23 protein-coding genes and 1 pseudogene are annotated in these 25,167 nt (G+C 60.6%); 16 read left to right on the forward strand and 8 right to left on the reverse strand.

Annotated features, from left to right (window positions below; genetic code table 11):
* Positions 1 to 14: 14 nt before the first annotated feature.
* From PZN02_RS07990 to PZN02_RS08015, 6 genes and pseudogenes are all read left to right on the forward strand, one after another.
* A pseudogene (locus tag PZN02_RS07990) lies at positions 15 to 122 on the forward strand (L,D-transpeptidase family protein); the annotation flags it as partial.
* Positions 122 to 1,573, forward strand: a complete 1,452-nt coding sequence (locus PZN02_RS07995) for a TadA family conjugal transfer-associated ATPase (protein WP_280661045.1) — start codon at positions 122 to 124, stop codon at positions 1,571 to 1,573. The pseudogene PZN02_RS07990 and the gene PZN02_RS07995, both read left to right, overlap by 1 nt.
* Positions 1,570 to 2,523 (forward strand): type II secretion system F family protein, encoded by a 954-nt coding sequence (locus tag PZN02_RS08000; protein ID WP_280661046.1) that lies wholly within the window; start codon positions 1,570 to 1,572, stop codon positions 2,521 to 2,523. The genes PZN02_RS07995 and PZN02_RS08000 overlap by 4 nt, the downstream gene beginning before the upstream one ends.
* Positions 2,524 to 2,530: 7 nt before the next feature.
* A complete protein-coding gene (locus tag PZN02_RS08005; protein ID WP_280661047.1) occupies positions 2,531 to 3,478 on the forward strand; it encodes a type II secretion system F family protein in 948 nt (315 codons plus the stop codon).
* A gap of 15 nt (positions 3,479 to 3,493) precedes the next feature.
* Positions 3,494 to 4,798: an ATP-binding protein gene (locus tag PZN02_RS08010; RefSeq protein ID WP_280661048.1), complete on the forward strand. Its 1,305-nt coding sequence runs from the start codon at positions 3,494 to 3,496 to the stop codon at positions 4,796 to 4,798.
* Between the two features lie 119 nt (positions 4,799 to 4,917).
* On the forward strand, positions 4,918 to 5,487 hold the full coding sequence (locus tag PZN02_RS08015) for a hypothetical protein (RefSeq protein WP_280661049.1): 570 nt from the start codon (positions 4,918 to 4,920) through the stop codon (positions 5,485 to 5,487).
* Between the two features lie 260 nt (positions 5,488 to 5,747).
* On the opposite strand, the gene PZN02_RS08020 is transcribed toward PZN02_RS08015, so the two are convergent.
* Complete coding sequence (locus tag PZN02_RS08020) at positions 5,748 to 6,275, reverse strand: tetratricopeptide repeat protein (RefSeq protein ID WP_280661050.1); 528 nt, start codon at positions 6,273 to 6,275, stop codon at positions 5,748 to 5,750.
* A 308-nt stretch (positions 6,276 to 6,583) separates the two neighbouring features.
* Between PZN02_RS08020 and PZN02_RS08025 the strand changes: the two genes are divergently transcribed.
* From PZN02_RS08025 to PZN02_RS08035, 3 genes are all read left to right on the forward strand, one after another.
* Entirely contained in the window at positions 6,584 to 7,087 is a 504-nt protein-coding gene (locus PZN02_RS08025) for a hypothetical protein (RefSeq protein ID WP_280661051.1), read from the forward strand.
* A 203-nt stretch (positions 7,088 to 7,290) separates the two neighbouring features.
* Positions 7,291 to 7,452 (forward strand): hypothetical protein, encoded by a 162-nt coding sequence (locus tag PZN02_RS08030; RefSeq protein WP_280661052.1) that lies wholly within the window; start codon positions 7,291 to 7,293, stop codon positions 7,450 to 7,452.
* Positions 7,453 to 7,637: 185 nt separating this feature from the next.
* Complete coding sequence (locus PZN02_RS08035; RefSeq protein WP_280661425.1) at positions 7,638 to 8,420, forward strand: bifunctional allantoicase/(S)-ureidoglycine aminohydrolase; 783 nt, start codon at positions 7,638 to 7,640, stop codon at positions 8,418 to 8,420.
* A 21-nt stretch (positions 8,421 to 8,441) separates the two neighbouring features.
* Here the strand turns inward: PZN02_RS08035 and PZN02_RS08040 are convergent, their stop codons facing one another.
* The 5 genes from PZN02_RS08040 to PZN02_RS08060 form a co-directional block, all read right to left on the reverse strand.
* Positions 8,442 to 8,936, reverse strand: coding sequence for a hypothetical protein (locus tag PZN02_RS08040; protein ID WP_280661053.1), 495 nt, complete (start codon positions 8,934 to 8,936; stop codon positions 8,442 to 8,444).
* A gap of 11 nt (positions 8,937 to 8,947) precedes the next feature.
* Complete coding sequence (locus tag PZN02_RS08045) at positions 8,948 to 10,297, reverse strand: HlyD family type I secretion periplasmic adaptor subunit (protein WP_280661054.1); 1,350 nt, start codon at positions 10,295 to 10,297, stop codon at positions 8,948 to 8,950.
* A complete protein-coding gene (locus tag PZN02_RS08050) occupies positions 10,294 to 12,384 on the reverse strand; it encodes a type I secretion system permease/ATPase (RefSeq protein WP_280661055.1) in 2,091 nt (696 codons plus the stop codon). Before PZN02_RS08050 ends, PZN02_RS08045 begins: the two co-directional genes overlap by 4 nt.
* Positions 12,385 to 12,405: 21 nt before the next feature.
* Positions 12,406 to 14,490 carry a hypothetical protein gene (locus PZN02_RS08055; RefSeq protein WP_280661056.1) on the reverse strand — a complete coding sequence of 695 codons (2,085 nt, stop codon included), beginning with the start codon at positions 14,488 to 14,490 and terminating at the stop codon, positions 12,406 to 12,408.
* A 148-nt stretch (positions 14,491 to 14,638) separates the two neighbouring features.
* A complete protein-coding gene (locus PZN02_RS08060; RefSeq protein WP_280661057.1) occupies positions 14,639 to 15,343 on the reverse strand; it encodes a fibrinogen-binding protein in 705 nt (234 codons plus the stop codon).
* Between the two features lie 1,015 nt (positions 15,344 to 16,358).
* On the opposite strand from PZN02_RS08060, the gene PZN02_RS08065 reads away from it, so the two are divergent.
* Positions 16,359 to 17,147 carry a helix-turn-helix transcriptional regulator gene (locus PZN02_RS08065; protein ID WP_280661058.1) on the forward strand — a complete coding sequence of 263 codons (789 nt, stop codon included), beginning with the start codon at positions 16,359 to 16,361 and terminating at the stop codon, positions 17,145 to 17,147.
* A gap of 79 nt (positions 17,148 to 17,226) precedes the next feature.
* Here the strand turns inward: PZN02_RS08065 and hppD are convergent, their stop codons facing one another.
* Positions 17,227 to 18,339, reverse strand: coding sequence for a 4-hydroxyphenylpyruvate dioxygenase (hppD, locus tag PZN02_RS08070; protein ID WP_280661059.1), 1,113 nt, complete (start codon positions 18,337 to 18,339; stop codon positions 17,227 to 17,229).
* Between the two features lie 132 nt (positions 18,340 to 18,471).
* Here hppD and PZN02_RS08075 point away from each other — a divergent pair, with 132 nt between their 5' ends.
* Positions 18,472 to 18,951, forward strand: coding sequence for an Lrp/AsnC family transcriptional regulator (locus tag PZN02_RS08075; RefSeq protein WP_136508637.1), 480 nt, complete (start codon positions 18,472 to 18,474; stop codon positions 18,949 to 18,951).
* Here PZN02_RS08075 and PZN02_RS08080 read toward each other — a convergent pair.
* On the reverse strand, positions 18,948 to 19,412 hold the full coding sequence (locus PZN02_RS08080; RefSeq protein ID WP_280661060.1) for a MarR family winged helix-turn-helix transcriptional regulator: 465 nt from the start codon (positions 19,410 to 19,412) through the stop codon (positions 18,948 to 18,950). The genes PZN02_RS08075 and PZN02_RS08080 overlap by 4 nt on opposite strands.
* A gap of 77 nt (positions 19,413 to 19,489) precedes the next feature.
* Here PZN02_RS08080 and hmgA point away from each other — a divergent pair, with 77 nt between their 5' ends.
* From hmgA to PZN02_RS08105, 5 genes are all read left to right on the forward strand, one after another.
* Positions 19,490 to 20,851: a homogentisate 1,2-dioxygenase gene (gene hmgA / locus PZN02_RS08085; RefSeq protein ID WP_280661061.1), complete on the forward strand. Its 1,362-nt coding sequence runs from the start codon at positions 19,490 to 19,492 to the stop codon at positions 20,849 to 20,851.
* An 83-nt stretch (positions 20,852 to 20,934) separates the two neighbouring features.
* Complete coding sequence (locus tag PZN02_RS08090) at positions 20,935 to 21,951, forward strand: fumarylacetoacetate hydrolase family protein (protein ID WP_280661062.1); 1,017 nt, start codon at positions 20,935 to 20,937, stop codon at positions 21,949 to 21,951.
* A 33-nt stretch (positions 21,952 to 21,984) separates the two neighbouring features.
* Positions 21,985 to 22,626 carry a maleylacetoacetate isomerase gene (gene maiA, locus PZN02_RS08095; protein WP_280661063.1) on the forward strand — a complete coding sequence of 214 codons (642 nt, stop codon included), beginning with the start codon at positions 21,985 to 21,987 and terminating at the stop codon, positions 22,624 to 22,626.
* Between the two features lie 162 nt (positions 22,627 to 22,788).
* Positions 22,789 to 23,673 (forward strand): formyltetrahydrofolate deformylase, encoded by an 885-nt coding sequence (gene purU, locus PZN02_RS08100; protein WP_280661064.1) that lies wholly within the window; start codon positions 22,789 to 22,791, stop codon positions 23,671 to 23,673.
* Positions 23,674 to 23,900: 227 nt separating this feature from the next.
* The gene (locus tag PZN02_RS08105) at positions 23,901 to 25,082 is read left to right on the forward strand and encodes an acetyl-CoA C-acyltransferase (protein ID WP_280661065.1); all 1,182 of its coding nucleotides are present in this window, start codon (positions 23,901 to 23,903) and stop codon (positions 25,080 to 25,082) included.
* The last annotated feature ends 85 nt before the right edge of the window (positions 25,083 to 25,167 follow it).

Genomic DNA, 25,167 nt, shown 5'->3' on the forward strand with positions numbered 1-25,167 from the left:
CGGAGCAGCGCACGGCCTCCGGATGCTTCCGCATGAGCAATGCCGGCGTCATCGATCTTTACGACCGGGTGAAAGTCGGAACCACGGTGATTGTGAAACAGTCGAACGGAGTGAAAGGCTGATGGCAACCGGGTTCATGGGACGTTTCTACAAGCAGCCGCAGCCGGAGGGGCGCGAAGAGCCGAAAAGTGCCGATGTCCTTCCGGCCGGCCCGGCCGCAAACACGGCTCCCCCGACCCAAGCCGCCGCGGCGGCTGCCGTGGCCGAGGATGCGTCGCTCGGCCGGGATATGGTCGCCGAACGGGTCAACCTGCACCGCTATCTGCTCGACCGGATCAACCTCGGCATTCTCGACACGCTCGACAACGAAGAGATCGCGACCGAGATCAGGCCGCTCGTCAAGGACTATATCCGGCGCAACAATTTCCCGCTGAATGCCGTGGAAATCAACGACCTGATCCGCGACATCACCGACGAGATGCTCGGCCTCGGGCCGATAGAGCCGCTACTCGCCGACGAGACCATCGCCGACATCCTGATCAACGGCCACAAGAGCGTCTATGTGGAACGGCGCGGCAAGCTCGAGAGCACCGCGGTCCGCTTCAAGGACGAGGATCACCTGCTCCGGGTGATCAACAAGATCGTCTCGGCTGTCGGTCGCCGCGTCGATGAATCGACGCCGATGGTCGATGCCCGCCTCAAGGACGGATCGCGCGTCAACGTGGCGATCCGGCCGATCTCCGTCGACGGCCCGCTGGTTTCGATCCGCAAGTTCACCCGCAAGCCGCTGACGCTGGAGCGCCTCGTCGAAAACGGCGCGATGGCGAACGCCATGCGCATCCTCCTGAGTGCCGCGGTCAAGGGCAAGGTGTCGATGATCATTTCGGGCGGCACCGGTTCGGGCAAGACGACGTTGCTCAATGCGCTTTCGTCGCAGATTTCGCCGGCAGAACGCCTGATCACCATCGAGGACGCAGCCGAACTGCAGCTCCAGCAGCCGCATGTCGGCCGTATGGAAACCAGGCCGCCGACGCTCGACGGCCGCAACGAGGTTCGTCAGCGCGAGCTCCTGAAAAACGCGCTGCGCATGCGGCCCGACCGCATCATCGTCGGCGAGGTGCGCGGCGAGGAGGCTTTCGACATGCTGCAGGCGATGAACACCGGCCACGAGGGGTCGATGACGACCATCCATGCCAACACCCCGCGCGATGCGGTCGGCCGACTGGAACAGATGGTCGGCATGGCCGGCATGCCGATGTCGCAGCTCAGCATCCGTTCGCAGATCGCCTCGGCCATTACGCTCATCGTTCAGGTGCAGCGTCTGAGCGACGGCAGCCGCAGGATCGTCTCGATTTCCGAGATCACCGGCATGGAGGGCGAAGTCGTCCAGATGCAGGAGATCATGCGCTTCAAGAAAACCGGGACGGGAGAGGATGGCCGCATCCAGGGCGAGTTCCGCGCGACAGGCCTCCGCCCGCGCTTCATGGAGGAATTCGCCGAACTCGGGATCGCCGTGCCTGTATCGATCTTCGAGCCCGGCAGACCATTGCAAACGGGGCCAGCCCAATCATGACGCTCACCCTGCTTTACGCCGCCGTGTTCATCGCGGCGCTTGTCTCCGCCGAAGCCCTGCTGCGCGGCTACTTCCAGACGTCCGAACGCCATAAGGCGGTGAACCGTCGCCTGAGCCTCCTCGATGGGAGTGAGGATCACGGCAAGGCCTACCGCGACATGCTGAAGGAGCGCGGTGCAGGCGAGAACTGGCGATCGCTTCCCCTGATGCAGCGGCTGAGGCAGCTCTACACCCAGTCCGGCATCAAGTTCGATGCGAAGCGATTCGTACTCTATGCGATCGCCGGGGCACTCCTCGTCTGGCTGGTCGTCCAGTTCCTCGTGCCGAGCAACCTGATCCGGATCCCCGTTTTTCTCGCCGTCTGCTTCCTTATTCCCGTGCTCATCGTCTGGCGTGCGCGGGCAAGCCGCATGCGCAAATTTACGGAAAAACTTCCAGAGGCGCTCGACGTGGCCAATCGAAGCCTTGCGGCTGGGCATCCCCTGCCGGCGGCGATCGCGCTCGTCGCGCGCGAAATGCCCGATCCGATCGGCAGCGAGTTTGGCCTTCTGTCGGATGAACTGACCTATGGGGTGACACTCGACGACGCGCTCGTCAATCTTTCCGACCGCGTCGGTGTCGAGGACCTGAACCTCCTGGCGATCTCGCTCAGCGTGCAGGCTGGAACGGGCGGCAATCTCGTTGAAATCCTGCAGAATCTGTCGAAGACCTTGCGTGACCGGTCGATGCTGAAGGCCAAGGTCAAGGCGATTTCGTCGGAAGGGCGCATCACCGCGATCTTCATGTCGCTCTATCCGTTCCTTCTCTACGCGATGATCAAGACGCTCTCGCCGACCTATTTCGATCCCGTCTGGGACAGCGGCTACGGAACGATCGTCGTTAGCGTGCTGCTTGTCATCATGGCGATCGGCAACGTCATTCTCTACAAGATGGTCAACTTCGAGTACTGAGGCCGCGATGTCGAGCGAGTACGGGATCTACTTCATCGTCTTTTTCTCGGTGCTGATCTTTTCAGGCGCAGCGTCCGAACTGATCTTTCGGCGGCGCGAGGTCGGCGTCCGGCTGTCGGAAACGAGTGCGAAGGCGGGCGGCGAGGAGTTCCACCTGGGAGACGCCGCAATCGCTGATCTCGGCGAGGCTGAAAATCGGCTGATCCGCCGCTACTTCGAGATCACCCGACGCGACGCGAACGCGAATTCCACGCAGAACCGGCTGATCCGTGCCGGCTATTTCAGCGCCAGCGCGGTGACGGTCTTTCAGGTCATCCGCGCCGTCGTGTGCCTGGGCGTCGTGGCGGTAACAGTCTGGGCTCTCGGCCGCTTCCTTCCCGAGCTGTCGCAGTTCGCGATCCTGGTGATGGCCATGTTTGCGGCCGGCATCGCCTTTGTCCTGGTCAACATTTATATCGACCGGCGCGGTGACGCGAAGGAGCGGGAATATCGCCGCCTGTTTCCCGATTTCATGGACATGCTGATCGTCTGCCTCGACGCCGGCATGAGCCTGGAAGCGGCGGCTAACCGCGTCGCCCGGGAATTCGTCGACAAGCGCAAGGATTTCGGCCTGCATCTTTCGATCATGATGCTGGAAGTGCGGGGCGGACGCCGGCTGCGCGAGGCCTTGGCCAATCTTGCCGCGCGGTTGCGGATCGACGAGGCACGGGTGCTTTCCGTGCTCTTTCGCCAGTCGGAGGAACTGGGAACCAGCGTGACCCAGACGCTGCGCGTCTACAGCAAGGAAATGCGCGACCTTCGGGTCGTGCGGGCCGAAGAGAAGGCCAATGCCTTGCCGATCAAGATGCTGCTGCCGCTCGGCGCCTTCCTGTTTCCGGTGAGCCTCATCATCGTGCTCGTGCCCATCGTCATGCGTGTTGTCAGTGTTCTCTCCGGCCTCAAGCCCGGCGGATAAAACAGCGAGGTCCTTATGCACTATTCGCCCGATCAAGGCCGCGAAGATTTCGCGCTCACGCTCGATCCGCGAATGCCGCTCGCGCCTGCTGGTGCGGAAGAAACCGGTCTCGAACTGTCCTTCATGCTGCGCCTGGCAGCAAAGTGTGCAGCCGAGCAGGATACCGTCACCCCGTCGCATCTGGCCGCCCGGATGAAATTGCCGAAGGCGGTGGTCAATCTCCTCGTCAAGGAACTGGTAAAGCTTGCCTTCCTCGAAGCGAGGGGGCTCGCCGGCGAGGACGTCAAATCCGACATTCGCTACGCGCTTTCGACGAAGGGCCGCGAGTACGCCCAGGCGGCGTTGCGGCAATCGCAATATGTCGGGCCGGCGCCGGTGTCGCTCGATGCCTTCTGCCGGCAGCTCGAATTGCAATCGATCCACCACGAGCGTGTGACCCAGGAACGATTGACCGAAAGTCTCAAGGGGCTGGTGCTGTCACCGTCCCTCGTCGAAAAGCTTGGCCCGGCGATGAATTCAGGCCAGTCGATCCTGCTCTACGGACCGCCGGGCAACGGCAAGACCAGCATCGCCGAACGCTCCGCGCGGCTGTTTCTCCAGACGATCTGGGTCCCTTACGCGATCGAGGTCGGCGGCTTCGTGATCAGCTTCTACGACGAGGCCGTGCACCAGCCGGTCGGCGAGGCCTCTGGAAATCCGTATCCGAAGGCCGATCAGCGATGGGTCGAGTGCCGGCGGCCGGTGATCAAGACCGGCGGCGAACTGACGCTCGACCTCCTCGATCTCGCCTTCAGCGATGGATCGAACGTCTACGAGGCCCCGCTGCACCTCAAGGCTTCCGGCGGCGTTTTCATCATCGACGATTTCGGTCGCCAGCAGGTGTTGCCGCAAGCGTTGATCAATCGCTGGATCGTGCCGCTCGAGCGCGGATATGACTTTCTCACGCTGCATACGGGCAAGAAGTTCAAGGTTCCGTTCGACGAACTTGTGGTCTTCTCGACCAATATCGCCCCGAAGGATCTCTCCGACGAGGCGGGTCTGCGGCGTCTCAAGTACAAGATATTTGTGAATAACCCGTCGCGAGACGAATATATCCGGATCTTCGAGTCTTATGCGCGCGAAGTCGCGGTAGACATAAAGGTCAGTGATTTGCACCTGTTCTGCGACCGTAAGTACAGCGGTGCATCGCTGGCGTCCTGTTACCACCCGAAGTACCTGCTGGATTTCATCGGGTCCTATTGCACGTTCAACGCGATGCCGAAGGTGGCTTCGCTGGAAATGCTGGAGCGGGCGTGGGAGGGTGTGTTCACGCTGGACTAGGCGCTGGAAGGCGCTGGACTGGGGGAAGAAAGCGGGTGTGCACCTTATTAAGAAATGCCTGAAATACTGATGCAGAAGACTTCGGGGACTTGACCCCTGCTTGCGGCGGAGTTGTGCGGATGACCAGTATTCCGGATATCGATGTCGAACCTGGCGGCGCGCGGCAGCGCGGCGAGCGGCCGGCCAAAGAGCCGAGCCGTTCGAAAGGGGCTTCGCTGATTGCGATCGCGTTGCTGCTGCTGCCATTGAATGCCGGCATTCTCCTTTACACCGCGAAGAATGCGGCCGACCTACGGGATAGCCGCGAGACGCTTGCTGCGCTCAAGCGCTCCATCGACGGCCTGAAAGAGCTTGTCGACAAACAGGGGCGGCATATCGTCAGAAGCGCTAAGGCCGAGGACGTGGCAATCGTTCGTCAGCGTTTGGAAAGCCTGCGCAAACAGGTCGCCGATTTCGATGCCGGCATGCGTTCCGGTTTGGTTGCCTCCGGCGGAAGCCTGATTATGAGCGCGCCCGGAAAGGGCGCGACACAACGGCTGGAACCGTCAGCCAATGCCGCCGCCGAGCTGCAGGTCGCGGATGACAGCCTCGCCTTGGCCGGTGCCGAAGGCGTATCCGTCGCGGATTTGCCGCATTACGAACGATCAGTCTCGCCCGAGGGCAAACTTATTCTGCGGAAGGTGCGCTAAGCCTCGTATTTTCGCGAGGAGGCGGATTCTGCGAAGGCCGCGTCGAAGCCATCAAAGATATATTAGCGGGAGCGAAATTTCGTTACCCTTTCTTGGGCCGTCGTTGCTGGTCCGCAAGCTTCAGTCGGCGGCTACTGCATGTTGCCTTAAATCGTACTCGATTTAAGGATAAAAACATGCAGCAAATTCAAAGTGCTACAGCGTCCTTTGCGCGTCTGAAAAGACGCGCGGCGCTGTAAAGCGCTTGTCTTTGCGCAGTCCTATCGCTGCGCGAACTTCACGCTGTTTTTCATGAGTTCGAGATTTCGGGCCGTAGTCTCGTTTGTCGGATCGAGTTCGTATGCCTTCAGAAAGTAGCGCCGCGCCTTGGGCAGGTCGCCGCGCAGAAGATGCGAGTATCCGATATTGTTGTAGTAGACCGCGGTGTTACCGATCATGCCGGAGAGTTGCTGGTAGGCACGGTCGGAGGTATCGAACCGGCCGATCATGTCGGCGGAGGCGGCAAAGCCAAGCCAGGCGGACGGATCCTTAGGAAAGACGGTAACGGCCCGTTTGTAGATGGCGTAGGACTTGCCGTAGTTCTTTTCCTGGAACTGCAGCTTTCCCTTGGTTACCAGTTCATCGTTCTTGTAGAAGGCGACGGCCGAATCATCCTCGAGCGTTTTGGCGCTATCGCCGAAGGCTGCCAAGTCGTCGAAAGCAGCTGATTGACAGCCCGCCAGCGCAACCCCGCCCACGAGCAATAAGGTAAGGCATCTGATCTGCGATCTGATCTGAGAAGTTGCCATTCATTCCCCCAATTTTTGGGCAGCGTAGCTTTGCATATGCAATCGCTCACGGAAAATCTTCCTGAAAAAAAGCTAATAAATGAAGAATTGAAACAACGAGTCGCATTAAAGAGACACATCGTGTATCTCCGGCCGTCTTCGGCATTTGCCGACTGATCGAAATGAACAATGTTCCGGCCGAATTGCCGGTAAAATCAGTCGTGCCGGTCTAAGCAGAAAAGTGACGATCGGTAAGCTCCAGTTAAGCGTCGTCTTATATAAGAAGAGTGTCAGAGCGGCCGCGCTCCAGGCAAAGGAGATGCCAACGCATGCGCGCTTTAATTCTAACGTTTCTCCGACTTGGCCCATGTGGCGCCTATGCCTTGGCGGCCATGTTTCTGTGCAGCATGGTTCTGCTCGCCCATTATCCCGCGAGCGAGTTCGCCTGGTGGCTCTACATGACGATACTCCCGGTCATGCGCGAGCCGGTCTTCATGCTTCTTGCCGTTCCAGGCATTGGGCTTTGGGGTGCCGCCGCAATTCTGGTACTCACAGCGCTTTTCGGTATCCTTCTGGCGATCCGGCCAGAACGATATCAGCGCATGCGTTTCGTCCACGCGCATGTCGCCCTGATCGCGACCGCGCTTACTGCCGTACGGGCGGTGCAAATGCAGGCCGGTCTTTCGGGGCTCTCGCTGCCCGAGGTTCTGCGCGGTGACTGGTCCTTCCTGCCGCTCGCCTATTCGCCGCTTGGGACCGTGCTTTTCCTTTTTGTCCTCGCTGCATGTGTCTGCTCTCATGCCGCGATCATTCGGCGCATCCGCGTAAGGTAGCGACCGTCAGCGTCCCCGCCTTGCGAGTCTAGGTCTGACAGCATGGGCGGGACCGCGTGCTGGGGTGATGGCCGACTCGATCTCCAGTAGGAGCCCGGTTCGGTCCAAAGCTCCTGCACGCCCGCTCGGAAGCGATCCCTCGCTCGCGATCGGCTAAGTCCGGAATTTCGGCGATATCCAGATGTTCGATGCGGCGGCCGCGCATGAGCGCTCTATTCGTTCGCCTGCACTATTGGCAGGTCATGCGCAAGATCGTCATTCCGCAGGTTCTGAAGAAAGTGATTCTACCGATGGTGGGGCTATCCATCGGCCTGTTTCAGGATAGGACACTGATCACGATCGCATTTCTCCAATGGAAGATGTAACGGTGAACCTCAAAGCGCCGTGCGTCTATTCAGACGCGCGAAGGACGCTGTAGCACTTTGAATTGCTGCATGTTTCCTTAAATCGGCTAGGATTTAAGGAAACATGCAGCAGGCGCCGAATGGAATGTCATGGAGGACAGGAATTGGCTGAACGGACCTACTTCGCACCGAAGGGCGGCGCGCCCATGCAGACGGAACTCCTCACCGGGCGCGCTGTCTTCACGGAAGCCTATGCGGTGATTCCGAAGGGCGTGATGATGGATATCGTCACAAGCTACCTCCCCTTCTGGGAAAACACCCGCCTCTGGGTCCTCTCGCGTCCACTGTCCGGATTCGCCGAAACTTTCTCGCAATATATCATGGAGGTCGGACCGGGCGGCGGCAGTGATCGGCCCGAGCTCGATTCCGCGGCCGAAGGCGCGCTGTTCGTGATGGAAGGCGAGGTTACCGTCGAACTCGACGGCAGGTCGCATGTGCTTCGCCCGGGCGGTTTTGCCTTCATTCCCCCGGCAAGTGCCTGGCGGCTGCGCAACCATGGGAACGTGCCCGCGCGGTTCCACTGGATCCGCAAGGCCTACGAGGCCGTCGAAGGGCTCGATGCGCCGGAGGCATTCTTCACTAACGAGGCCGACATCACGCCCGCGCCCATGCCCGGAACTGACGGCAAATGGGCGACGACGCGGTTCGTCGATCCGGCGGATATGCGCCACGACATGCACGTGACCATCGTGACCTTCGAGCCGGGTGCGGTCATTCCGTTCGCGGAAACCCATGTCATGGAGCACGGGCTCTATGTTCTCGAAGGCAAGGCCGTCTATCGGCTGAACCAGGACTGGGTCGAGGTCGAGGCGGGCGATTTCATGTGGCTGCGCGCCTTCTGCCCGCAGGCCTGCTACGCCGGAGGCCCGGGCAACTTCCGCTATCTGCTTTACAAGGACGTCAATCGGCATATGCGCCTGTCGCGATAGGCAGGCAGTAGGCGAGCGGTCTCAGATCAGCCGCTCGTCGAAATTGGGGCGCGAGCGGATGAACGACCAGAGCGCCTTGCTGATGTCGGTGATCTCACGGATCGCGTTTTCCAGACGCGCCATTTCGCGCGCATCGAGTTGTTCCACCTTGCCGTAGCGAATCTCCTTCTCGCCTTCGACCAGGCGCATCAACTGCGTGCTCGATATCTCTCCTTGCTCATCGAAGGAGTAGATGCAGTGGCTGTACTTGTTGCGCATTTTCGACTGCTGTTTCAGCCGCTCGGTGATCGACAGGACCTTGTCGCGCGTTTCGGGCGGGGTTGCCGGCAGCTTCGCCAGGCGCTCCGTGAGGTCGATTCGCGCGCGCGTGGTATTCAGTGTCAGAAAGACGATGATGGCCGATTCCTTGTCGACCTTCAGCAGGTGCGCGATGATGTAAATCAACAGGCTTTCGGTGTTGGTCCAGACGTAGTTCAAGCGACCAACCAGCAAAAGCACTTCCTGAGCTGCCGCCATGACGCTTCCCCTCAGGTCTCCTTGAATGCCCGCGACATGCTGTCGGTGATAGGCTTCGTCAGGTATTCGAAAAACGTTCGTTCGGATGTGGTGATCAGGATCTCGGCCGGCATCCCGGGTACCGGGTGAAAACCATGAATGCGATTGATCTCGCTGGCAGGTACCTCCACGCGGACGATGTAGACGTCGCGTTGCTGTCCGCCGGCCACTTCCTCGATGGAATCGGCCGAGACATAGAAGAGCTTGCCTTTCAGAACGGGCGTCGTGCGGCGGTTCAGCGCGGAAAGGCGTATCGTTGCATCCTCGCCGACCTTAAGCTGATCGATGGCCGTTCGAAGCACCTGGGCCTCGATGATCAGCGGCACATTGGCCGGCAGGATCTCCATGATCGGTTTGCCCGTCGCGATCACGCCGCCGGCGGTATGGAAATAGCTGCGCACGACAGTCCCGTCGACGGGGGAACGAATGGTGGCACGGTCGAGCACCTCGGCCGCCTCGCGGACCTGCTGGCGCACGGCATCAAGGTCGGCTTCGGCCCCTTCCAGACCGTCCAGTGCAGTCTGCTTGTTGGTGTTGATGGCAATGACAGCTTCCTGGCGATAGCGATCGATCTGGGTGAGGCTCTCTCTCACCTCCGATTCGAGCCTGCCGATTTCGCCCATCGCGTCGGCGATCGCCCGGTCTAGCGCCAGGAGTTCCGGCCGCCTGATCAGGCCGCGTTCGGCCAGCCTGCTCTTGGATTCGCGCTCTTCCGCCAGGATCTCCATCTGTTTGTTGAAGGACGCCCGCTGCAGATCGTAGCCCCTGGCGCGAAATTCGAGAGAGCGAATGTTCTGGTCGATGAGGTTCAGTTGATCCCGCAGCTTGATCTTCTTGCTCTGGAAAATAACGTTCTGGCTTTCGATGATCGCCCGCACGTCTCCATCGTCCGCCTGCTCGGCGACGATATCCGGTACCTTGAAGGTGTCGCTGCCCATCGCTTCCGCGCGAAGTCGCGCGACCACCGCTTCCAGGCGAAGGCGCTTGAGGTTGAGCATGCGCGCATTGGCGCGCGCCGGGGTCTGGTCGAGTTTCACCAGTATATCTCCGGCTCTTACCTTCTCTCCTTCGTTGACCAGCAGCTGCTCGATGATGCCGCCTTCGAGGTGCTGGATGATCTTGTTGTTGCCGTTGGCGACGAAACTTCCCTGGGCGATGATCGCCGCTGCCAGCGGTGCGGCAAAGGCCCAATAGCCGAAGCCGCCGAAGGACGCCGCGATCAGGGCAAGACCCGCGAAGCTGTGGAGCCTGATCGAGCGGGGGACCTCGGAATACCACTCCGCAGCATTGTGCGGATCGGCGCTTTTCCTGCGCTTGCTCATTGGCGACCTCCGCGAATACGTGACTGTGCCCCGTCGTGGTTCGGCGCCGCGCCAAGTGCGGCGAGAACTTCGTTTCGCGCGCCGAACATGGCAACGGTTCCTTCGTTGAGCACCATGATCTTGTCGACGCATTGCAAGAGTGCCGGGCGCTGGGTGACGGTCACGGTCGTGATGCCCTGGTTCTTCGCATGGAGAAGCGCGCGGGCAAGCGCTGCCTCGCCATTGCTGTCGAGATTGGAATTCGGCTCGTCGAGGACGACGAATTTGGGATTGCCGAAGAAGGCCCGTGCGAGTGCAATGCGCTGCTTCTGTCCGCCGGAGAGGGGAGCGCCGTCCGCAGCGACCACTGTCTCGTAGCCTTGGGGGAACGTGGCGATCAGATCATGCACGTCGGCAAGCACGGCCGCATCGTAGATCATCGCATCCTCGACATCGTCGCGCATGCGACAGATGTTCGCCTTGATCGTGCCGGGGAAGAGCTGCACGTCCTGCGGCAGATAGCCGATGCTTTCGCCGAACTGACGCTGGTCCCAGTTTCTCAAGTCCATGAGATCGAGCCGGACGCTGCCGGATGTCGGCAGGATCGATCCGACCAGCATCTTGCCGAGCGTCGTCTTGCCGGAGCCGGAGTTGCCGATGATCGCGAGCGCTTCTCCTTTGGAGAGCGAGAAGGATATGCCGTTCAAGATCACGCGTTTCTGCGGCGGCGGCACGAAGAGAATGCGCTCGACGTCGAGTCGGCCCTCCGGGTTTGGCAAACGCAGCCGGGGGAAATTCAGCGGCGAGCCCAGGAGAAGTTGCCTGATCCGGCCATAGGCCGCGCGCGAGTGATTGAGCTGGTTCCAGCCCTCGATCGCACCTTCGACCGGTGCGAGTGCGCGGCCGGCAATGATGGAGGCGGCGATGACCATGCCACCCGTCAGCTGGCCCATCATCGCCAAATGCGCGCCCCAGCCCAGGAGCGCCACCTGGGTGAACATCCGCACGCCCTTCGAGGCGCCGGCGAACATGATGTTGCGGTCCTGGGCATAGACCTGCGCCTTGAGCGAGGCGGCCGTCTCGTGCCCCCACATCTTCACCGCCTCCGGAATCATCGCCAGCGCATTGATGATCTGCGCATTGCGCGACATCGAATCGAGATGAAAATTGGCGCGGCCGAGGTAGCTGTTGGCCTCGCTGAACGATCGCGTCGTTGCCTTCTGGTTGAGATAGGCAATGATGAAAAGAACGACGCAGCACGAGATGACGATCAGCCCAAGCTGAGGCTGGATCAAGTAGACGACGACCACGAAAAGCGGGGTCAGAGGTGCGTCAAGGAACGAGACCAGCGTACCCGACGTGATGAAGGCACGAAGCTGCTGCAGGTCGCTCAGCACCTGGTAGTCTCGCCCGCTGCCGTGCAGCGATGCTCGCGCGGCGGCGCTGAGGATCGGTGCGCCGAGCTGGACTTCGATCTCGACGGCGGTCCGCATCAGGATGAAGCGGCGAATGGAATCGAGAACCACCTGCAGAACAATCGCCCCGACGACGGCGATCGTCAGCATCAGCAAAGTGTCTTGCGACCGACTTGTCAGAACCCGGTCGGAAATCTGGAACAGGTAGATCGGGATGGCGAGCACGAGGACGTTGATCGCGACGGTGAAGACGACGACGATCAGCATGTTGTGCTGGACGGCCGCCAGGCAGTTTTGCAGGCTTGCAGCGAAGTTTACCGGTCCCGTGCGCTTGTGAAATGCGTCCTTTCCCTCTCCGCCATTGTCGGCTGCGTCCCTGCCGTCGGCGTCACGCGCGGTCGGACGGCGCTCGCCCTCCCTGAAGGGGCCTGGCTCATTGTTGATCGTCGGCGACAGCGGCCCCGGCCGGCTCTTGATCTCGTCGCGCTTGCCGCTTTCGTTGCCGCGCGTCTTTTTCCTTTCGGTGCCCGGCTGTTCCGGATGCGATGGGCCTTCGGCGTCCTGATCGGATGTTGTGGGTTCCTCGAAGGTAGAGATTGGCGGAACCTTGGGCGTGCCAGGTAGATTCAGCTCCGGTGCCGAGCGCGACAACGGTTTGCCTTCATCGACATACCGTTTGGACAGATCGTTCATGGCACTCCCTCGCGATCGTCGTTATGTCAGCACCGTGTGCATGACGTCGTTCCATTGACCGTCGCTCCACGATGTCCCGTTGGCGGTATCGCCGACGCGCTCGCCGGTGGGTGCCGGATCGTCTTCGCCGACAAATGCAATGACCTCGTTTGCAAGGCCGTCCGGCTGGAAGCGCAGCGTGTCGCCATCACGGCCGATGTCGACAATCCCGGACTGAATGAGAATCGTGTCGGAGTAGACCTCGCCGCCGACATAGGTCGTCTGGCCGAAACTGTCGTAGTCGATGATCTGGGCGACGTTGACCACCGTATTGCTGCCGACGTGAACGGTCACCTCGGTGTCGAGCCCTTCTTCCGGCGTGCCGCCGGCCGTGTAGGTGATGGCGTCGGCGTCACCGAGAATGCTGACCTGTTTGATGACGTTGACGTCATAGAGATTGCCGGTGATGTAGAGGACGTGCAGGCTCGAGTACCCTGCGAAGTCCTGGTCGTTCGCCAGTGCTTCCGGCACGTCATCCGTGCCCTCGCGAATATTGTCGACGACCTGGTGCATGTAGTCCGGCACGCTCTCGAAGCGCTCGTTGTCGCCGATGTTCTCGATCGATCCCGCGTTCCAGACGAGATTGCCGCCTTCATCAAGAGTGATGCCGTTGCCGGCGGAGATCCCCTGGATCTGATCGTTGTCGTACAGGACCGAAACCTGGCTGATGAGGTTCATGTCCAGGATATGGCCACCCACGATTACAAGGTCGTACTGGCTGCCGAAATCGACGAACGAGGCGAAATTGACCGCGACGTTACCGCCTGTGAGCACGGTGGTTTCCGCGCCGCTGGTCGTAATGGAGACCGTGTCGTTGTCGCTGACGTAATTATACTGTTCGATCCAGTGGACGATCGACAGATCGCCCTCGATGACGTTGACGCGCCAGCTCGTCGGGAAGGCCGACAATTGATCTGCGGCGCCTGCCATCTCCCCTGCCGGCGCGTCGAACTCATGACGCTCGAAATTCGCGATGTTCATGGCGATGGTTTGCGAGACGGCTTCGTAAGCGCCCTCGGCAAAGGAGGCATTCACCTTGTCGTTGTCGGCGTAGACGTAGGATTGTGAGATGACGTCGATCTGATGGTAGTGGCCCATCACAACCGTGACCGATGCGGTTGCGCTGGCGCTGACGATGCTTGCGAAGCTGCTGACCTTGTTGGCCCCCGCCTCGACTTCTAGCGCGCTGCCGTTGTCGCTGTTCGGCTGAATGGCGCCATTCGCGCCGGGGGGCAGAAAGTTGGCGAGTTCCGGAAGAACCTCGACATGCGCGCCGTTCACGTGGACGCCTTCGATGTCGTCCGCTGCGCGAACCTCTGTGCCGCGGTCATCTTCCGGCAAATCGGCCGGAGCGACTGTCGCGGATAACGTCTGGTCCACGGGCGTAGCGTGGTCGTCCGACTGCTGCGGCTCGTCGGCGCGCACAGTCGCGGCGAGGGCCTTGAGATGCGCGGCAAGCGCCGCAAGCGCCCCGGAACTGTCGATCTGGCCCAATTGCGCGAGCGGTGAGGCGTTCGTCGCTTCCTCGACGTATTCCGCGAGCTTTTCGGTGACGTAGCTCGCGTCACCGGCCGCCGTCGGTGAACCGCTCATGTCGAGGACGTCGTCGTCGTGAAGGAGATTGACCTGCAGAATCTGACCGCTGACCGAACCCGCGTCCCCCTGGACGACCGGCGCCTGCTCCGGTGCCGCATGGTGCGGCGCCATGTGGTCCGGTGCGATGCCGGACGGACCTGCGACGGTGCTGAAAAGCCTGGGCTGGATGGTCAAGTCGTCCAGCGAGACGGGATCAGGGGACGTGTCGTCGGAGAATTGCGAGCGTCCGACGATATCGAAGCCCTCGAGGCGGTAGCCTGATGGTTGATACGAAATGTCCGGATCGTAGTCTTTCAGTTCGAAAGAGCACTTGAAATCGGGTAGTGGTGTGTCGCCGCCGCTGTCCTCAGGCGCAGGCTTCCGGGTTTCACTGCCTTGCAGATATTGATGCCTTATGCGTGCCTCGTCGGTCGCCGTCTCGAACAGCCCAAGGAAATGCGCAACGATTTCGTTGACCTTCTCCGCGTGCATTACCCCGATCCTTCCCTCCGGCAGCAAAGGGAGACCTCGGCGGGCCGACTGGCGATTGCCAAGGCGCGCTGAACCGACCCCAAATCAACCATCCATCTGTGCACCAGCGCGGCCGGCCAGCGCACATTTCTTCGTCTCCAAGGATCAATCAACCGTCGCTGTCCTGCCCAGTAGAGGTCACGTCCAAGTCGCCGCCGACGACATTGACATCGACGGCGTTGCTAAGGAGGTTCGCGCCCTGAACGATCTCCTGATGGAACTCCCCGCTTGCAAGGGTCACGGATGCATCGGCCTTGGCACTGGCATCAACCTCGTGACCGACCTTGAGATCCCAGTCGGAGCTCGTGCCGAAGTGCATGCCGTCGCCGCTCTCCGCATGCCCGCCATCCGCATTCGAAGCGTTGTCGGGATTGGCGTTGTTCATCTTGACGCTATAGGCATGATCCTGATCGGCGAGGCTGTTTGCCTGCACGATGGTGAACCCGGTGTCGTTTCCGACGGCGCTCAGCGAATGATCGAGGATGCGATCGAGGTTCAGGCTGAAGGAAAGGTCGTCGCCGAGATTGAAGGTGACGTCAGTGGCGATGCCGACATTGCCGAAGCCGCTTGTGTCGTCCAGTGCCGGAGGCTCGCTGACGGAAGGATGGTTGTCCTCACCGGTTTCTTTTGCGTCGATCTTGCTGGTGATGTTGTTGCCGTCGGCAATGCTGCGATGGCTTGTCGCGTCGAAGTCGACGTTTTTGGCATGGACGCTGCCACTCGCAAGCCCGTCGGCAAGCACGCCAATCTTCAAGTCGTCATCGGTGTTGATACTGTTGTCGGCCCGAAAATCCTTTAACGGGGTATCGGTCATCTACAACTCCCTTCGCAGAGGGAGCCAGCACCGAAACCCTTTCATCTTTTATAGGATTTTTGCGGAGCTGGCTCTCTTTTGAAGTTCAGACGAATCAGTATAAAATGTAATTCGTCTGTTGGGTTCCGATATTTTCCCTTTGTATTCATAGTATAATTGCTTGTATGTACTTCTACATAAATTGCTACGTACTACAAATACCGGTTACATCATATGTCGAGTAGCAGCTCGATATATGTACTCCGCGGCTGCGACGCATGATACAAAAGCAGTCCGTGGGTCGTGCAAACTCAAGCGCGACGATGGTAGTGTGAGCCTGAATGCGGATGAACGAAAGACATCAATTGTGGTTAGTCTCTTGTATTCAATGGCTTTTTTGAATCTTTAGCCGTGCCGATCGATGAGGTTAAGATAATGTTAATACTTGCGAATCTGGCGCAGTGCGCTTGAAGGTGGTTCGGTTCGCCGCGGCGCCCGCGATTAAACGGCTGATCAGCGAATAACAAGATTTCATGGGCTAATTCAAATTGTTAGGAATTGGCATCGATCGACGCCGTCGTGCGCGCGCGGCAAAAGTCGTGGCCTGCCAATTTTGGGTTGCCCCGAACACGTCTACCACCTTCGATGTGGTGGCGCATAATCCATTGTAGCTATGTCGACGGCTCGCCCTTGCTCCTCCGTCCTAGCCGAGCAAAGGCGGGCACCCATCGCCCGCTTTTGCGGTCACTACGATCGTCTGGAATTCCCCTCGAAAACCAGGGGGTGTTTGGTCCGGGGCCTTTCGAGGCCGATTGGCCCAAAATTGGTTCGTTTTCGGACGATTTAGACGCGAAGGTGAGGAGCATCTAACCCTTTTGGGTGGTTTCGCCTCCCCCATCTTTACGATACATTAGCTATAGCGAATTTTTTGTTCGTTTTTTTTGCGCAGTATTTGAAGAAATTTTCAAACGCGGGCTGCTCCAAGTGGGGTTGGAACACCCATTAAAATAAATGGGAATTCCCAAGGAGGGGATAAATGTATCGTACGAGCTCGAACCTGAGCAATTTTGAAGACAACAACAAAGTATTAACCACGAAAAGTAAAATCGTAATGCTCGCCAAGGTGGATCTGTTCGCCGAATGCCTGATGCAGGCGGTCGGCGCGCGGTTTCAGGGCCAGGACGTCGTCAGCCTGTCCGATCCCGACAGCCTGCTTGACGGCAACCTCGTCGACGTCACGCTGGTGATGCTTTATCGCTTGCCGGTGGCGACGTTTCCGTCCGTTCTCAGGATGATCCATGAATTCCACCCGAAGGCCGCGATCGGGCTCGTGGTGGAGGATGCGGAGGTGCTCGATTCATCGATCGCCAGCTTTGTCGATGAAGGACTGATCCACGGCGTGCTGCCTCTCAATCTTCATCTGGACGTCTGCTTGACCGTTATCGATCTTCTGATGAAGGGCGGTGAACATTTTCCGGCGGCGCTGGTCAGGCGCCTTGCGCCGGTAAGACTCGCCGGCGAGACCCTTCGCGCCCGGCGGGAAGCGGTTGTCGAAGCCTTTGTTGCCCCGGAGCCGAAGCGCGATGCTCGCATGGGTGTGCTGACCGCGCGCGAGGTGCAGATTCTCGATCTGATCTGCATGGGGACACAGAACAAGATCATTGCCGATCGTCTCGGTCTGTCGGAAAACACCGTAAAGGTCCATGTGCGCAACATCTACAAGAAGATGAACGTGCGTAACCGGACGGAAGCCGCGTCCCGCTATTTCACGCATGAGGCGGACCGCGGTATGTCCGAAGCGCGGCTCGGTTCGCGCTGGAACTGACGAGAGTTCGCGGCTTTTCGAACAAAAGGGCCCCTCGCTGCCGGCGAGGGGCCCTTCTGTTTGTCTCGATACCGAAGACCTATTCGGCCGCCTGCGGTCCAAGTGCGCCGCGGCGGATCTGATCGGCTTCGATCGATTCGAACAGGGCGCGGAAATTGCCCTCACCGAAGCCTTCATCCCCCTTGCGCTGGATGAACTCGAAGAAGATCGGTCCGATGACGGTCCTCGAGAAGATCTGCAGCAGGATCTTCGTCATGCCGCCATTCACCACGCCTTCGCCATCGATCAGGATGCCGTGTTTCTTCATCCGCTCGATCGGCTCGTCATGGCCGTGGACGCGCTCGCGCGACATTTCGTAGTAGGTCTCCGGTGGTCCGGGCATGAATTTGAGACCATTTTCCGCAAGCTTGTCGGTCGCGTCGTAGATTGCTTCGGTTCCGACCGCGATGTGCTGAATGCCTTCGCCCTTGTACTTCTTCAGATATTCCTCGATCTGACTGGTGTCGTCCTTCGACTCGTTCAAGGGGATGCGGATCTTGCCGCAAGGCGAGGTGATCGCGCGGCTGACGAGGCCGGTGATGCGGCCGTCTATGTCGAAGAAGTGGATCTGTTTGAAGTTGAACAGTTCACGGTAGAACGCCCACCACTTGTCCATGTTGCCGCGATAGACGTTATGGGTCAGGTGGTCGAGATAGTAGAAGCCGACGCCCGTGGGCTTCGGATCGCGCTCGCCCAGCCATTCGAACTCGGCATCATAGGCCGAGCCCTTTTCGCCGTATGTTTCGACGAAGTAGAGGAGCGAGCCGCCAATGCCGACGATTGCCGGAACATCGAGGCACTTGTCGCCTCCGGTATAGGGCTCGGCGCCCTTGGAAACGGCGTGCTCGAATGCATGCTTCGCGTCGACGACGCGCCAGGCCATCGACGGAGCGCAAGGGCCGTGCTTGTCGACGAAGCGCATGGCATGAGAGCCCGGCTCGGCGTTGACGATGTAGTTGATGTCGCCCTGCCGCCAGACAGTGATGTCCTTCGTCCGGTGCTTGGCGACGGCCATATATCCCATGCGGGTGAAAAGCTCGTTCAGCTTCTCCGGCTCGGGATGCGCGAATTCGACGAACTCGAAACCGTCCGTCCCGGCGGGGTTGTCCGCGCTGATTTTCGGGGGTGGTGCGTCGTGCGGGAACGGGCCCATCGGAAGCCTCCTCTTCATTCTTCCAAACTTTGCTGGAGTATGGCGCAAATCGGATGCATGATGCTTGTATTCTTGCGTGAATTCGGCGATTCAACGCATGAATTGTGCGGCAGAGTGGGCGAGGGCGCATGAATGGAGCAGCTTGACGGATTTGATCTCAAGATCCTCGGCGAACTGCAGCGCGATGGGCATCTGACCAACAACGAATTGTCCGAGCGCATCGCGCTTTCGCCGTCCCAATGTTCGCGTCGGCGGTCGCGATTGGAGGCGGAAGGCTATATCACCGGCTATCAGGCGCAGATCGACCGGCAGAAGCTGGGGCTCGATCTGATGGTGGTGATCTCGGTGACGCTCGCCACGCACAATCGCGACAATGCCAAGCGTTTCGGCAAGCTGGTGTCCGGTTTGCCCGAAGTGCTGGAGGCCTACGCGCTGACGGGGGAGATGGACTATCACTTACGCGTCGTGACACCGGACCTCGCCGGGCTTTCGCGTTTCGTCAACGACGTGCTTCTGCCGCATGACAGCGTCCAGCACGTGAAGACATCGATCGTGCTCGAAACGCTGAAGAGTTTCGAAGGGCTGCCGATACCGGAGCGGGTGAAGGGTTAGCCACCTTCTGGCGCGGCCGATTTCTTCATCGCGCGTTCGACGGCGCGCAGGCCCGTGGAAAGCGCCGCCATGTCTTCTGTTCCGAGCATCGAAAGCAGCTCGGCCTGATAGCGGCTGGCGAGTTCGGTCAGTTCCTTGTAGGCCTGCTCACCTGCGGGCGTCAGCGCCAGATGCTCGAACCGGCGGTCGCGACCGTCCTCCTCGCGCTTCAGCCAGCGTCGCTGTTCGAGGCTGAAGACGGCGCGGCTAACCTTCGTCTTGTGCATGGTGGAATGCGCGCCGATTTCGGTCGCCGTCATGCTGCGGCCGGAACTCCCGAGCGCGGCGAGCGTTCGCCATTCGGGACGGGTAAGCTGGTAACGTGCCTTGTACTGCGCGGCAAAGCGCAGGGCCACGAATTCCGCCGCCCGGTTGAGCCGATACGGCAGGAAGTTCTCGAGTTCGAACCCATCCCGCGCCATGGCGTCTTCCTTGATAGTTACAAAATCAATAGTTACGATTGCAACCAATATAGCGAGGAGAAGAGGAGGTGCAAGTCATGTTGGAAAAGGCGGAAAAGCAACACGAAGCCGGCACGGGTGCGGAACGGGCGCTCTCCTACATGCCCGGATTTGGCAACGATTTCGAGACCGAAAGCTTGCCTGGCGCGCTGCCTCAGGGCCAGAACAGCCCGCAGAAATGCGAATATGGACTATACGCGGAGCAGCTTTCCGGTTCTCCGTTCACCGCGCCGCGCGGCACCAACGAGCGTTCCTGGCTTTACCGCATTCGCCCGAGCGTCAGGCACACCGGACGTTTCAAGAAGATCGACTATCCGCACTGGAAGACGGCGCCGCACATTGCCGAGCATTCGCTGGCGCTCGGTCAACTGCGCTGGAGCCCGTTGCCGACGCCTTCGGAGAAGCTGAACTTCCTGGAAGGTATCCGTACCATGACCACCGCCGGCGATGTCCTCACGCAGGCGGGGATGGCGGCGCACACCTACACTTTCAATGCCGACATGGTCGACGACTATTTCTTCAATGCCGACGGCGAACTTTTGATCGTGCCGGAAACCGGCGCGATCCGCGTCTTCACCGAACTCGGCAAGATGGACGTTGAACCGTCGGAAATCTGCATCGTGCCGCGCGGGACAATGTTCAAGGTCACTCGGCTCAGCGAGGAAAAGGTGTGGCGCGGGTACATTTGCGAGAACTACGGCGCGAAGTTCACCCTGCCGGATCGCGGGCCGATCGGCGCCAATTGCCTTGCCAACCCGCGCGATTTCAAGACACCGGTCGCCGCCTACGAGGACAAGGAAATGCCGTGCCGTGTCCATGTGAAATGGTGCGGCTCCTTCCATGTCACCGAGATCGGCCATTCGCCGCTCGACGTCGTTGCCTGGCACGGCAACTACGCGCCCTACAAATACGACCTGAAGACGTTCTCTCCGGTCGGCGCGATCCTGTTCGACCATCCCGATCCGTCTATCTTCACCGTGCTGACGGCGCCATCGGGCGAGGAGGGCACGGCCAATGTCGATTTCGTCATCTTCCCGCCGCGCTGGCTGGTCGCCGAACACACGTTCCGCCCGCCCTGGTATCACCGCAACATCATGAGCGAGTTTATGGGGCTGATCTATGGGCGCTACGACGCCAAGGAGGAAGGTTTCGTGCCAGGCGGCATGAGCCTGCACAACATGATGCTGCCGCACGGGCCGGACTCCACCGGTTTCGAGAAGGCATCGAATGGAGAGTTGAAGCCGGTGAAGCTCGAAAACACCATGGCTTTCATGTTCGAAACCCGCTTCCCGCAGCAGTTGACGAAGTTCGCTGCGGAGTTGGAGACCCTGCAGGACGATTACATCGACTGCTGGTCCGGGCTCGAGCGGAAATTCGACGGTACGCCCGGAATCAAGTGACATCCGGCGAAGAACCGTGACATGCTCTCGGAATCCGCGCCGTCCGGTGCGGATCAACAAAACACATCGGGAAACACCAGTCCATGAAACTCGCGACGCTGAAAGACTCCACCCGCGACGGCAAGCTCGTCGTGGTCTCGAAAGACCTGACCCGCTGCTCCGAGGTCGGCCATATCGCCCGCACGCTGCAGGCGGCGCTTGACGATTGGGCGCATGCCGGCCCACGGCTTGCGCTCGTCGCGGAAGGCATCGAGACTGGATCCCAGCCGACCATGCGCTTTCACGAGCACGATGCGGCCTCGCCTTTGCCGCGGGCGTATCAGTGGGCCGACGGTTCGGCCTATGTCAATCATGTCGAGCTTGTCAGGAAAGCGCGCAATGCCGAGATGCCGGCGAGTTTCTGGACCGATCCGCTGATCTATCAGGGCGGCTCCGACAGTTTTCTCGGACCGCGCGATCCGATCGCGATGGCGGACGAAGCCTGGGGCATCGACATGGAGGGCGAAGTCGCCGTCGTCGTCGATGACGTGCCGATGGGGGCGAGCCTCGAAGAGGCCCGGCGGGCGATCCGCCTTGTGATGCTTGTCAACGATGTTTCGCTGCGCGGCCTGATCCCCGCCGAACTCGCCAAGGGCTTCGGCTTCTATCAGTCGAAACCGTCGTCCGCCTTCTCGCCGGTTGCGGTAACGCCCGACGAACTGGGCGATGCCTGGGATGGGGGCAAGCTGCATCTGCCGCTTCACGTCGACCTCAACGGCAAGCCGTTCGGTCGTGCCAATGCCGGCGTCGACATGACCTTCGACTTCCCGCAATTGATCGCGCATGCGGCCCGTACGCGACCGCTTTCGGCCGGCACGATCATCGGTTCCGGCACCGTTTCCAACAAGCTTGATGGTGAACCGGGCAAGCCGGTAGCGGCAGGCGGGGCCGGCTATTCCTGCATCGCCGAGATCCGCATGATCGAGACGATCGACAGCGGTGCGCCGAAAACGCACTTCCTCAAGTTCGGTGACGTGGTCCGGATCGAGATGAAGGATGCTGCCGGCCATTCGATCTTTGGCGCCATCGAACAGACTGTCGAGAAATACGATCGCGGCTGACGGTGCGCGAGACCGATCGGATCGGAGGCAAAGGTGGCGAACGAAGCCGTTCTTTACGACTATTGGCGCTCGTCGGCGAGCTATCGCGTGCGGATCGCGCTCAATCTGCTCGGCGAGACCTACGCCTCCGTTCCGGTCGATCTCCTCGCCAAGGCCCATCGCGGGCCGGACCATCTGGCGCGCAATCCGCAAGGCCTGGTGCCGGTGCTCGATATCGATGGCCAACGCTTTACTCAGTCTCTGGCGATTATCGAGTATCTGGCGGAGACGAGGGAAGGTAGCGGCTTTCTGCCTGCCGACGCGATCGGTCGGCAGCGGGTGCGTGCGCTGTCCTATGCCATCGCGATGGATATCCATCCCGTCTGCAATCTCGGGGTGATTGGTTATGTCATGGCCAGTGCCGAGGACGGCGAAGCGGCGCGACGCGCCTGGATGCACAAGTTCATCGGCGAAGGCCTTGCTGCCTTCGAGCGCATGCTCGATCACCCATCCACCGGCGAGTTCTGCCATGGCGACCGGCCGACGATGGCGGATTTCTGTTTGGTGCCGCAGGTCTACAACGCACGGCGCTGGGGCGTCGATCTCGCCGCTTGCCAAAGGATCGTTGCCATCGACGCGCGCTGCGCTGAGATCGAGGCTTTCGCGAGCGCGCATCCCGATCGGGTGAAGTCCTAAGCGAGGCTCCCAAGCAGAGCTCTCCGGCATCGCTGGCCGTGGCCTGTTCCGTCCAGCCGATGTCGCGAATGGATCGGCGGGTCTTAAATCGTCACGCTAGTTTTCGCGTCACTGCCCGTATAAGGGCGCGCCGGAAACACCTCTAGAGCGAGAGACCCATCGATGAAAAGCTATGTGCTGACCGTCACCTGCAAATCCACCCGCGGCATCGTCGCCGCCGTCACCGGCTATCTTGCGGAAAAGGGCTGTTACATCAGCGACAGCTCGCAGTTCGACGATCTCGAAACGGGTCTGTTCTTCATGCGGCTCAGCTTCATCAGCCAGGATGGCGCGAAGCTGGAGGAACTGCGCGAAGGCTTTGCACCGGTTATCGAGCGCTTCAAGATGACGATGGAAATCCGCGATTCCGAGGAGCGCATGAAGGTGCTCTTGATGGTGTCGCGTTTCGGCCATTGCCTCAACGACCTGCTCTATCGCTGGAAGATCGGCGCGCTGCCGATCGACATCGTCGGCGTCGTCTCCAACCACTTCGACTACCAGAAGGTCGTCGTCAACCACGACATCCCCTTCCACTGCATCAAGGTGACGAAGGAGAACAAGCCGAAGGCCGAAGCCCACCTGATGGAGATCGTCGAGCAGACCGGCGCGGAACTGATTGTGCTCGCCCGTTACATGCAGGTGCTGTCGGATGCGCTCTGCAAGAAGATGTCGGGGAAGATCATCAACATCCACCATTCGTTCCTGCCGAGCTTCAAGGGCGCCAACCCTTACAAGCAAGCCTATGAGCGCGGCGTCAAGCTGATCGGCGCGACGGCGCATTACGTCACCGCCGATCTCGACGAGGGGCCGATCATCGAGCAGGACATCGCCCGCATCACCCATGCGCAAAGCGCCGAAGATTATGTCTCGATCGGCCGCGACGTCGAAAGCCAGGCGCTGGCCCGCGCCGTGCACGCCCATATCCATCACCGCTGCTTCATCAACGGCAACCGCGTCGTCGTTTTCCCGCCGAGCCCGGGAAGTTATGCGTCGGAGCGGATGGGGTGATCGCCAAGCGTTGTCTTGGCGCATTCGCGGGCTATAGTCTCTCTGAGCGTGCCGATTCCACGGTCGACGGCGAGATAGCGGCGCGTTGCCCCAAACCCTAACCCTCTCCCCGCAGGCGGGAGAGGGGACTTAGGCGGCGGGACATGTACCTTCTCCCGCGAGCGGGGAGAAGGTCGCGGCAGCGGGATGAGGCGCGGAAACGCTGCTCTCCATTTGGGAGGACGAAGATGAGCAATCGCGATCCAGTCGTTATCGTGTCGGCGGCGCGTACGCCGATGGGTGCCTTTCAGGGAGGACTGAAGGACCTGACGGCACCGGAACTCGGCGCCGTCGCCTTGAAGGCGGCTCTCGAACGCGCCGCTCTCGATGCGGTCGACGAGGTCCTGATGGGCAACGTCCTGCCGGCCGGCATCGGCCAGAATCCCGCTCGACAGGCGGCCCTTGGCGCCGGCCTCGGACAGGAAACCCCCTCGACCACGGTCTCGAAGGTCTGCGGCTCAGGCATGAAGGCGCTCATGCTCGGCCACGATGCGCTTCTCTCCGGCAGTGCGTCGGTGATCGCCGCCGGCGGCATGGAGTCGATGACCAACGCCCCCTATCTGCTGCCCAAGGCGCGTGGCGGTTTCCGGCTCGGCCACGGCGAGGTCAAGGACCACATGTTCCTCGACGGGCTGGAGGACGCCTATTCCGGTCGGTTGATGGGCACCTATGCCGAGGATACGGCGCAGCATTACCAATTTTCCCGGGCCGATCAGGACGCCTTCGCGCTGCGCTCGCTCGAACGGGCGTTGAAGGCGGCAGAGGACAAGTCCTTTGCCGACGAACTTGTGGCGATCGTGGATGGCGGCAAACGCGGCAGCGCCAATCTCGACCGGGATGAGGGGCCGACGAAGGTCGATCCGGCGAAGATACCGAAGCTGAAACCCGCCTTCCGCGACGGCGGCAGCGTCACTGCTGCCAATTCCTCCTCCATCTCCGACGGCGCCGCCGCCCTGATCCTGATGCGCGCGAGCGAGGCGGAGAAGCGCGGGCTGACGCCGCTTGCGATCGTCGCCGGCCATGCCGGCCATGCCCAGGAGCCGGCGTGGTTTACCACAGCGCCGATCGGCGCCATCGAAAAGCTCATCGACAAGCTCAACTGGGAGAAGGGCAGCGTCGGGCTCTACGAGATCAACGAGGCCTTCGCCGTCGTTGCCATGGCGGCGATCCGCGATCTCGGCCTTTCCGACGACATCGTCAACATCCACGGTGGCGCCTGCGCGGTCGGCCACCCGATCGGCGCCTCCGGCGCCCGGATTGTCGTGACGCTGCTCCATGCAATGCGCGCCAACGGCGTCAAGCGGGGCATCGCCTCGCTCTGCATCGGCGGCGGCGAAGCGACGGCGGTCGGGCTGGAGCTGCTGCAGTAGGAGGCTACGGGAGTTTGCCCGTCACCCTAGCCCTCTCCCGGCAGGCGGGGAGAGGGGACGAGGTCGTGCCTCGATCTTCGGCCCT

The sequence above is a fragment of the Sinorhizobium garamanticum genome, assembly GCF_029892065.1.
Classification (GTDB): domain Bacteria; phylum Pseudomonadota; class Alphaproteobacteria; order Rhizobiales; family Rhizobiaceae; genus Sinorhizobium; species Sinorhizobium garamanticum.

Bases quoted from the DNA above. Each gene is read 5' to 3' on its own strand.
- PZN02_RS08065 (WP_280661058.1), top strand. From the start codon at position 16,359: ATGTATCGTACGAGCTCGAACCTGAGCAATTTTGAAGACAACAACAAA.
- PZN02_RS08005 (WP_280661047.1), top strand. From the start codon at position 2,531: ATGTCGAGCGAGTACGGGATCTACTTCATCGTCTTTTTCTCGGTGCTG.
- PZN02_RS08020 (WP_280661050.1), bottom strand. From the start codon at position 6,275: ATGGCAACTTCTCAGATCAGATCGCAGATCAGATGCCTTACCTTATTG.
- PZN02_RS08000 (WP_280661046.1), top strand. From the start codon at position 1,570: ATGACGCTCACCCTGCTTTACGCCGCCGTGTTCATCGCGGCGCTTGTC.
- PZN02_RS08090 (WP_280661062.1), top strand. From the start codon at position 20,935: ATGAAACTCGCGACGCTGAAAGACTCCACCCGCGACGGCAAGCTCGTC.
- PZN02_RS08075 (WP_136508637.1), top strand. From the start codon at position 18,472: ATGGAGCAGCTTGACGGATTTGATCTCAAGATCCTCGGCGAACTGCAG.
- PZN02_RS08105 (WP_280661065.1), top strand. From the start codon at position 23,901: ATGAGCAATCGCGATCCAGTCGTTATCGTGTCGGCGGCGCGTACGCCG.
- hmgA (WP_280661061.1), top strand. From the start codon at position 19,490: ATGTTGGAAAAGGCGGAAAAGCAACACGAAGCCGGCACGGGTGCGGAA.
- PZN02_RS08030 (WP_280661052.1), top strand. From the start codon at position 7,291: ATGAGCGCTCTATTCGTTCGCCTGCACTATTGGCAGGTCATGCGCAAG.
- PZN02_RS08040 (WP_280661053.1), bottom strand. From the start codon at position 8,936: ATGGCGGCAGCTCAGGAAGTGCTTTTGCTGGTTGGTCGCTTGAACTAC.
- PZN02_RS08045 (WP_280661054.1), bottom strand. From the start codon at position 10,297: ATGAGCAAGCGCAGGAAAAGCGCCGATCCGCACAATGCTGCGGAGTGG.
- PZN02_RS08050 (WP_280661055.1), bottom strand. From the start codon at position 12,384: ATGAACGATCTGTCCAAACGGTATGTCGATGAAGGCAAACCGTTGTCG.
- PZN02_RS08060 (WP_280661057.1), bottom strand. From the start codon at position 15,343: ATGACCGATACCCCGTTAAAGGATTTTCGGGCCGACAACAGTATCAAC.
- PZN02_RS08025 (WP_280661051.1), top strand. From the start codon at position 6,584: ATGCGCGCTTTAATTCTAACGTTTCTCCGACTTGGCCCATGTGGCGCC.
- hppD (WP_280661059.1), bottom strand. From the start codon at position 18,339: ATGGGCCCGTTCCCGCACGACGCACCACCCCCGAAAATCAGCGCGGAC.
- PZN02_RS08010 (WP_280661048.1), top strand. From the start codon at position 3,494: ATGCACTATTCGCCCGATCAAGGCCGCGAAGATTTCGCGCTCACGCTC.
- PZN02_RS08035 (WP_280661425.1), top strand. From the start codon at position 7,638: ATGCAGACGGAACTCCTCACCGGGCGCGCTGTCTTCACGGAAGCCTAT.
- purU (WP_280661064.1), top strand. From the start codon at position 22,789: ATGAAAAGCTATGTGCTGACCGTCACCTGCAAATCCACCCGCGGCATC.
- PZN02_RS08055 (WP_280661056.1), bottom strand. From the start codon at position 14,490: ATGCACGCGGAGAAGGTCAACGAAATCGTTGCGCATTTCCTTGGGCTG.
- PZN02_RS07995 (WP_280661045.1), top strand. From the start codon at position 122: ATGGCAACCGGGTTCATGGGACGTTTCTACAAGCAGCCGCAGCCGGAG.
- PZN02_RS08015 (WP_280661049.1), top strand. From the start codon at position 4,918: ATGACCAGTATTCCGGATATCGATGTCGAACCTGGCGGCGCGCGGCAG.
- PZN02_RS08080 (WP_280661060.1), bottom strand. From the start codon at position 19,412: ATGGCGCGGGATGGGTTCGAACTCGAGAACTTCCTGCCGTATCGGCTC.